Source organism: Streptomyces sp. SID5785 (genome assembly GCF_009870065.1).
In the GTDB taxonomy this organism is placed as follows: Bacteria; Actinomycetota; Actinomycetes; order Streptomycetales; family Streptomycetaceae; genus Streptomyces.
This window is the reverse complement of record NZ_WWIA01000854.1, coordinates 1-7,793: the sequence shown is the minus strand read 5'-3', so window position 1 is coordinate 7,793 and position 7,793 is coordinate 1. Positions and strand designations below refer to the sequence as shown.

Here is a 7,793-nt window from a genome sequence, read left to right as displayed (position 1 = left end):
GATCCCCGGGATCTCGAGGAGTGTCCGTGCGTCCGTGCCGCTCACCTCGGCCTCCTGCGGGCGAGGGTGCGGTCGACGAGCAGGTTGCTCCCCACGCAGAGCGCGGTGAGCAGCGCCGCGGGCACCAGTACCGCGGCCGGCTGGGTGAACAGGGCGTCGCTGTTGCGCTCGATGAGCACCGCCCAGTCCGGGGAGGAGGCGGGCAGCCCGAGGCCGAGGAAGTTCGCGGACGCCAGCAGGTAGAGGACGACCGCGAACCGGCCCGCCGCGTCGGTGGCCAGCGGTGCCGCCACCTGCCGTCCCAGGTGGCGCAGATGGATGTAGGCCCAGCCGTGGCCCTGCATCCGCAGGGCCTCGACCACGGTCCGGGAGCCCGGCGCGAGGGCCGCGCCCCGCACCAGTCGGGCGACGGCGGGCACCTGGAGCAGTCCCGTCACGATGACCAGCCAGGACCGGCCGCGGTGGCCCGTCGCCGCCAGGGTCATCAGGACCAGCAGCCCGGGGAAGGCGAGCACGAGGTCCAGCGTGCGCATCACGGTCTCGTCGAGCACGCGCCGCGGTCCCGCGGCGAGCAGCCCGAGCGGCACGCCGGCGACCAGGCCGACGAGGAGCGCACCCAGGGCGCCGGCGAGGACCGAGCCACCGCCGTGCAGGACGAGGGAGAGGACGTCGCGCGCGAGGACGTCGGTCCCGAGCGGATGCCCGCCGCCGGGGGGCTGCGAAGGCAGCGCGTCCGGTTGCGGAGCGGTGTCCGCCCCGAGCAGCGGTCCGATGAGCGTCGCCGCCACGGGGATCGCCAGGAGGAACGCGGCGATCCACGGCCGGCGCGCCGCGGCGTCCGCGGCGCCGCGGGTACGCGCCTTCTCCGGGGCGCTCACCGGGCCAGCTCCCGTCGCGGGGCGAGGCGGTGTGCGATGAGGTCACCGGCCAGGTTCACCACGACCGCCGTGCCGGTGAACAGCAGCGCGTACGTCTGCACCAGCGGGAGATCGCGGTTCTGCACGGCCTCGACGAACCCGTCGCCCAGACCGCGGAACCCGAAGACCGCCTCCACGAGGACGGCGCCGCCGAGGAGGCCCTCGACACAGCGGGCGTACTGCTGGGCCGCGGGCCCGAGCGCGTTGGGCAGGACGTGGCCGAGGACGACGGTGCGCTCCCGGACGCCGAGCAGTCGCAGGTGGGCGGCGACGGGTCCGTGGCGCTCGCTCGCGACCCCGGCCCGGATCTGCCGGGCGAGGTCGCACAGGTGCCGGGCCGTCAGGACGACGACCGGAAGCAGCAGGACGGACGGCTGCCGCAGGAGCCCGGCGGCGTCCATGCCGACGGCGGTGGCCGGCAGCAGCCCGGCCGCGAGCGAGACGGAGGCGACCAGGAGCAGGGCGAGCACGAACTCGGGCACGGCGTGCAGCAGCACGGTGGCCGCGTTGAGCGCCCGGTCGGCGCGGCTGCCCTCGCGCAGGCCGCAGAACGTCCCGAGGAGCGGCGCCAGCACCGTGACGAGGACGAGCGCCGGGACGCCGAGGAGCAGCGTCACCCCGATCCGTCGGCCGATGTCGTCCGCCACCGGGAGCCCCGTCGTGAGGGAGCGTCCCGGGTCTCCCGTGAGCAGCCGGCCGAGCCAGTGCCAGAAGCGGGGCCAGGCCGGTTCGTCCAGGCCCAGCTGCCGCCGCAGGGCGGTGACCTGTTCGGGCGTGCCGAGCTCGCCCCGCAGCACGTCGGCGGTGTCCCCGGGCAGCAGGGCGCCGACCGCGAAGACGGCGACCAGCACCACCAGACTCTGCACGAGCGCGAGGAGGCAGCGGCGCAGTATGTAGCCGCGCACGTCAGGACAGGCGGACCCGGTCGAAGCAGGCCCAGTCGTGCGAGTTGGGCGGTGCCGCGCGCAGCCCGCGGACGGACCGGGCGATCGCGTCGTTGGCGTCGGAGTACGCCCACACGAGCAGTCCGGACTCGTCGCGGGCGATCTTCTGGGCGCGCGCGAGCAGGCCGAGCCGCTCCTGCTCCTCGCGGGTGGTGCGGGCCCGGTCGAGGAGGGCGTCGAACGTCCTCGAGGCGTACTGGGTCTGGTTGCGCGCCGCCCCGCCGCGCACCCGCTGCTGGAGGAAGTCCGAGACGGGCAGCGTGGAGGTCGTGTTGAAGGCGGCGACCCCCTTGGTCTTGATCTCGCTGAAGTACGTGCTGGACGCGCGGGTGTTGGCGGTCAGCCTGAGGCCGATCTCCCGCAGCTGGCGCGCCATCAGGTCGGCGGCCGGTTCCCATGCCGCGTCGACGGAGCTGGTCTCGACGGTGATACGCAGCCCGTCCGCACCGGCCTGCCGCACGAGCCTGCGGGCCGCGCCGACGTCACGCTCGCGGGGTGGGAGAGCGTCGGGGTAGCCGCGCAGGCCCATGCCGAACAGGTCGTTCCCGGGCTCGCCGTGTCCGGCCAGCGCGATACGGACCAGGGCCGCCCGGTCGATCCCGAGCTGCACGGCGCGGATCAGGCGCGGGTCGTCGAACGGCGCACGGCCGGTGCGCAGCAGCAGTTGCTGTGCGGTGGCGCGCTCGGCGGTCAGCAGCCGGGTCGAACCGTCCTTCTTCAGCCGCTCGACCGACGCGCCCGCCATGTCGGCGGCGTAGTGCACCTGCCCCGACAGGAGGGCGCCGAGCCGCGCCGATTCCTCGTCGGCCGGGACGATCTCCAGTTCGGCGATGTGCGGCGCGCCGTCCCAGTGGTCGGCCCAGCGGCGGAAACGCGCCGTCCCGCCGGGTGTGAACGACACGTAGGTGAAGGGCCCGGATCCGACGGGTTCACGGAAGTCGGTCGTGCCGTGCGGGACGATCTCGGTGCCGGGGCCGGCGAACACGGTGGGGAACTCGAAGTTCGGCGCGTCGAGGACGAGGACGAGGCCCCGTTCGCCGTCCGCCTTGCTGGCGTCGAAGTCGATCGCGGAGAGCAGGACCTGCGAGGGCGAGCCGACCGCGGGGTCGGCGGCGCGGCGGTAGCTGTAGAGGACGTCGCGCGCGGTGACCGGCTTGCCGTCGTGGAAGCGGGCGGCGCGCAGGCGGATGTGCCACCGGGTGCCGGAGGCGTCGCTCTCCCAGGACTCCGCCAGCCTCTTGCGCACGGACATGTCGTCGGCGTACGTGCCGAGCGTGTCGTAGAGCGCCTTGGCGCGGGCCTGGTCGACGAAGTTCGGGGCGACGTGGGGGTCGAGCGTCTCCTGTGAGCCGCCGGACGTGAACGCGGCCCGGAAGCGGTCGCCCGCACCTCCGTCGCTCGTGTCGCCGCCGCAGCCGGTGAGCAGCCCGGAGGCGCCGAGAGCGAGCGCCCCGCCCGCGGCCAGGACGCTTCTTCTGCCGGGTTGCGGCCGGTGCTCCGGTCGCCTCGGGGCATGCGTCGTCACGGTCGATCCTCTCCGGGGTGTCCTCGCCCCTGACGTCAGACCGGCGACGGGTCAGTCTCCTGGCTCCCGGATCGTCGCTCGCCTCCGCCTTCCCGGCCGCGCTCGCGGACAGTGGCGTGCAGAAGGATCGCTCCCCGGTCACAGTGGCGGGACCGCGCCGGAATCACACCGGCTTCCTGGTCCCCGTCGCCTTGTGTGCTCATTGTGGCCTACGGCGGAAGAGCGGCACGACCCCGGTCCCGTCCGCCCGGCGGCACCCCGGTGCGGACCCGCCGGGCCTTCCTCTCACAATGGGGACCGGCGCGCCCGCGCCCCCGTCGAGAGGAACCTCCGTCCCCATGACAGCGACGCCCCTGTCCGACTGGCAGTCCTGGCAGCACAGTTGGGACCGCCAGCAGGAGTGGTACATGCCCGACCGGGAGGAGCGTTTCCGGGTCATGGTCGACACGGTCGAGGCCGTGGTGGGCCGAGCGCCCCGGGTGCTCGACCTGGCGTGCGGCACCGGCAGCATCACCGACCGGCTGCTGCGCCGCCTCCCCGGCGCCGAGGTCACGTGTGTCGACATCGATCCGCTGCTGCTCCGGATCGCACGCGGTCACTTCGACGGCGACGCACGCGTCACCTTCGTCGAGGCGGACCTGACCGCGCCGGCGTGGACCGGGCTCCTCCCTGCGGCGTCCTACGACGCCGTGGTCACCGCCACGGCACTGCACTGGCTCGACACCGAGCCGCTCGAGCGGCTGTACGGCACGCTGGCGGGACTGCTGCGGGAGGGCGGCGTCTTCCTGAACGCCGACCACATGGCGGACGAGTCCGCGCCCCGCATCAACGCCGCTCTCCGCGCGCTGTACACGAGCCGTCAGGAGCAGGAGCGGGACGCGGGAGCGCTGGACTGGGCCGCGTGGTGGGGCGAGGCGGCGGCCGACCCGGTGCTCGCGGAGGACGCGTCCCGGCGCTTCGCCCTGCTCGGTGATCCGCGGGAACGCCGGACGGATCCGCGGCGGCGCGACCGTCCCACCACGACGCGCTGGCACCTCGACACGCTGCTGGACCGGGGCTTCGGCGAGGCGCGTCAGGTGTGGTGCTCGGCGAGCGACGCGCTGGTGGCCGCGCTGCGCTGACCCGCGCCGGGGGCGGGCCGGGTCCGGAGGCACACGGAGGCCGGGGGCATACGGGCCGTCCGTGTCACCCGGCGTCCGGCGGGGCCAGCGCGCCCCGGCTGCGCAGGAGCGGCACCAGGTGACGCTCGACGGCCGGGGCCAGGAGCAGGTCGGCTTCCCGTCCGTCGGTCCAGCGCAGGGCGGCCAGTTCGGCCGCGATCACGGGTTCGCCGACGAGTGTCGTCGAGAAGACGGTGAGCCGCATGGGGACGCCCTCCAGCGCCGCCGTCTCCTCGATCACCGCGACGGGTTCCAGCGGGCCCGGCGTGACGCCGAGTTCCTCCATCAGCTCGCGGCGCAGGGCCTCCTCGTCCGACTCGCCCGGCTCGGGCTTGCCGCCGGGGACGTAGAAGACGTCCGGTGCGGCCTGCTTGCTGACGACGAGGAGCCGGCCGTCCTCGACGACGGCCGCGGCGACGACGTTCATGACTGCGTGATCCATCCCTGCATTGTGCGGTCCGGCCGTCGGGCCGGCACAGTCGCCCGTGCCGCGCGGTCCGGATCCCGGACGCCCCACCGGGGCTCGATCGGCGCCGCGTAGGGTGGTGCGTGCAGCTGGTTCGCCCCGTCCGCCAGGCGGGATGCGTCGCAAGAGGGAACCCGGTGGGAATCCGGGACTGCCCCGCAGCGGTGAGTGGGAACGACCGCCGTCACACGCACTGGGCCCGAGGAACGGGACCTGGGAAGCGACGGCCAGTAGGAGCCTCCCTCGGGGAGCGCGCGCCCGCGAGTCCGAAGACCTGCCACCTGCCCGTGCGCGTCCCGCGCGTGCACGGACATTCCGGTGACCTCGTGGGCGGGTCGGCGTACACATCGAGCGAACGACCGCGCCTGCCGCGCACGGGTCCGCCGCCGGTCTGTCACTCCTTCTTCCCGTGTCGTCGCCGGGATCTCAGGGATACGTCTCTCGAAGGAGAACTCCGTGACCACGAAGACCGCATCCGCGGCAGCACGGGCCACCGTGTACGGCTACCCGCGCCAGGGCCGGAACCGCGAGCTCAAGAAGGCGATCGAGGGGTACTGGAAGGGCCGCGTCACCGCCGACACCCTCCGCGCGACCGCCGCCGGACTGCGCCGCGCCACCAGGCAGTCCCTGGCGGGCGCCGGCCTCCACGAGGTGCCCACCGGCGACTTCTCGCTCTACGACCACGTGCTGGACACCACGGTCATGGTCGGTGCGATCCCCGAGCGCCACCGCGCCGCCGTGGACGCCGACGCGCTGGACGGCTACTTCGCGATGGCACGCGGCACGCAGGACGTCGCGCCGCTGGAGATGACGAAGTGGTTCGACACCAACTACCACTATCTGGTGCCCGAGTTGGGCCCGGACACGGAGTTCACCGCCGACTCCGCCAAGCAGGTCGCCGAGCTGAAGGAGGCCCTCGCCGAGGGCCTTGCCGCCCGGCCGGTCCTCGTGGGCCCGGTCACCTACCTACTCCTGTCGAAGCCCGCTCCCGGCGTCGCCGCCGACTTCGACCCGCTCACACTCCTCGACCGGCTGCTGCCCGTGTACGCGGAGGTCCTCGCCGACCTGCGCGCCGCGGGAGCCGAGTGGGTGCAGCTCGACGAGCCCGCCCTGGTCCAGGACCGCACCCCGGCCGAGCTCAACGCGGCGGCCCGCGCCTACCGCGACCTCGGCACGCTCACCGACCGGCCCAAGCTCCTCGTCGCCTCCTACTTCGGCCGGCTCGGCGACGCCCTGCCCGTGCTGGCCAAGGCGCCGGTCGACGGCCTCGCCCTCGACTTCACCGGGGCGGCCGCCGCCGACGTGGACGCGCTGGCAGCCGTCGGCGGCCTGCCCGGCAAGCGGCTCGTCGCCGGTGTCGTCGACGGACGCAACATCTGGATCAACGACCTCCGGACGTCCCTCGCCACCCTCGGCACCCTGCTCGGACTCGCCGACCGGGTCGACGTCGCCGCGTCCTGCTCCCTCCTGCACGTGCCGCTGGACGCCTCGGCCGAGCGGGACATCGAGCCGCAGATCCTGCGCTGGCTCGCCTTCGCGCGGCAGAAGACCGCCGAGATCGTCACGCTGGCGAAGGGGATCGCCCTCGGCACCGGCACGATCACCGCCGAACTGGCGGCGAACCAGGCCGGACTCGCCTCCCGGGCCAACTCGCCGATCACCCACGACCCGGCCGTGCGCGCCCGCGCCGCCGCCGTGACCGACGCGGACGCCCGCCGCTCCCAGCCGTACACCGAGCGGGCCGCCGCCCAGCACGCGCATCTGCGCCTGCCGCTGCTCCCGACGACCACGATCGGCTCGTTCCCGCAGACCTCCGCGCTGCGCACCGCGCGCGCCGACCTGCGGGCCGGACGCCTCGACACCGCCGGGTACGAGGAGCGGATCAGGAACGAGATCCGGGACGTCGTCGCCTTCCAGGAGAAGACCGGGATCGACGTCCTCGTGCACGGCGAACCCGAACGCAACGACATGGTGCAGTACTTCGCCGAGCAGCTCACCGGCTACCTCGCCACGCAGCACGGCTGGGTCCAGTCCTACGGCACCCGCTACGTCCGCCCGCCGGTCCTGGCCGGCGACATCTCCCGGCCCGAACCGATGACGGTGCGCTGGACCTCGTACGCGCAGTCGCTCTCCGACCGCCCCGTCAAGGGCATGCTCACCGGACCGGTCACCATGCTCGCCTGGTCCTTCGTCCGTGACGACCAGCCGCTCGCCGACACCGCCCGGCAGGTCGCCCTCGCCCTGCGCGACGAGGTCGACGACCTGGAAGCGAACGGGACGTCGGTCATCCAGGTCGACGAGCCCGCGCTGCGCGAGACCCTCCCGCTGCGCGCCGCCGACCACGCCGCGTACCTCGCCTGGGCCACGGAGGCGTTCCGGCTGACCACGTCCGGAGTCCGCCCGGACACCCAGATCCACACGCACATGTGCTACGCGGAGTTCGGCGACATCGTGCAGGCCATCGACGACCTCGACGCCGACGTCATCAGCCTCGAGGCGGCCCGTTCACACATGCAGGTCGCCCATGAACTGGCCGCGCACGGCTACCCGCGCGAGGCGGGGCCCGGCGTCTACGACATCCACTCGCCCCGCGTCCCGAGCCCGGAGGAGGCAGCCGCCCTGCTGCGCAAGGGACTCGAGGCCATCCCCGCCGAGCGGCTCTGGGTCAACCCGGACTGCGGCCTGAAGACCCGTGGCTGGCCCGAGACACGCGCGTCCCTGGAACACCTGGTCGCGGCCGCGCGCACGGTCCGCGGCGAGCTGGCGGACGGCGCCCGCTGA

Annotated in this window: 6 protein-coding genes and 2 riboswitches; of the genes, 2 read left to right on the top strand and 4 right to left on the bottom strand. The window is 74.1% G+C overall.

The window, feature by feature from the left end:
• Positions 1 to 41 precede the first annotated feature (41 nt).
• Genes GTW43_RS27700 through GTW43_RS27690 form a run of 3 tightly spaced genes read right to left on the bottom strand, consistent with a single transcriptional unit; the run spans position 42 to position 3,386 of the window.
• A complete protein-coding gene (locus GTW43_RS27700; protein WP_161304695.1) occupies positions 42 to 878 on the bottom strand; it encodes an ABC transporter permease in 837 nt (278 codons plus the stop codon).
• Positions 875 to 1,822, bottom strand: coding sequence for an ABC transporter permease (locus tag GTW43_RS27695; RefSeq protein ID WP_161304694.1), 948 nt, complete (start codon positions 1,820 to 1,822; stop codon positions 875 to 877). The genes GTW43_RS27700 and GTW43_RS27695 overlap by 4 nt, the downstream gene beginning before the upstream one ends.
• Before the next feature lies 1 nt (position 1,823).
• A complete protein-coding gene (locus tag GTW43_RS27690; protein ID WP_161304693.1) occupies positions 1,824 to 3,386 on the bottom strand; it encodes an ABC transporter substrate-binding protein in 1,563 nt (520 codons plus the stop codon).
• 52 nt (positions 3,387 to 3,438) lie between these two features.
• A riboswitch (cobalamin riboswitch) is annotated at positions 3,439 to 3,567 on the bottom strand.
• Positions 3,568 to 3,724: 157 nt separating this feature from the next.
• On the opposite strand from GTW43_RS27690, the gene GTW43_RS27685 reads away from it, so the two are divergent.
• Complete coding sequence (locus tag GTW43_RS27685; protein WP_161304692.1) at positions 3,725 to 4,507, top strand: class I SAM-dependent methyltransferase; 783 nt, start codon at positions 3,725 to 3,727, stop codon at positions 4,505 to 4,507.
• Between the two features lie 64 nt (positions 4,508 to 4,571).
• Here GTW43_RS27685 and GTW43_RS27680 read toward each other — a convergent pair whose 3' ends face one another.
• The gene (locus GTW43_RS27680; RefSeq protein WP_161304691.1) at positions 4,572 to 4,988 is read right to left on the bottom strand and encodes an NUDIX domain-containing protein; all 417 of its coding nucleotides are present in this window, start codon (positions 4,986 to 4,988) and stop codon (positions 4,572 to 4,574) included.
• 97 nt (positions 4,989 to 5,085) lie between these two features.
• Positions 5,086 to 5,309: riboswitch (cobalamin riboswitch) on the top strand.
• A 159-nt stretch (positions 5,310 to 5,468) separates the two neighbouring features.
• Here GTW43_RS27680 and metE point away from each other — a divergent pair.
• On the top strand, positions 5,469 to 7,793 hold the full coding sequence (metE, locus tag GTW43_RS27675) for a 5-methyltetrahydropteroyltriglutamate--homocysteine S-methyltransferase (protein ID WP_161304690.1): 2,325 nt from the start codon (positions 5,469 to 5,471) through the stop codon (positions 7,791 to 7,793).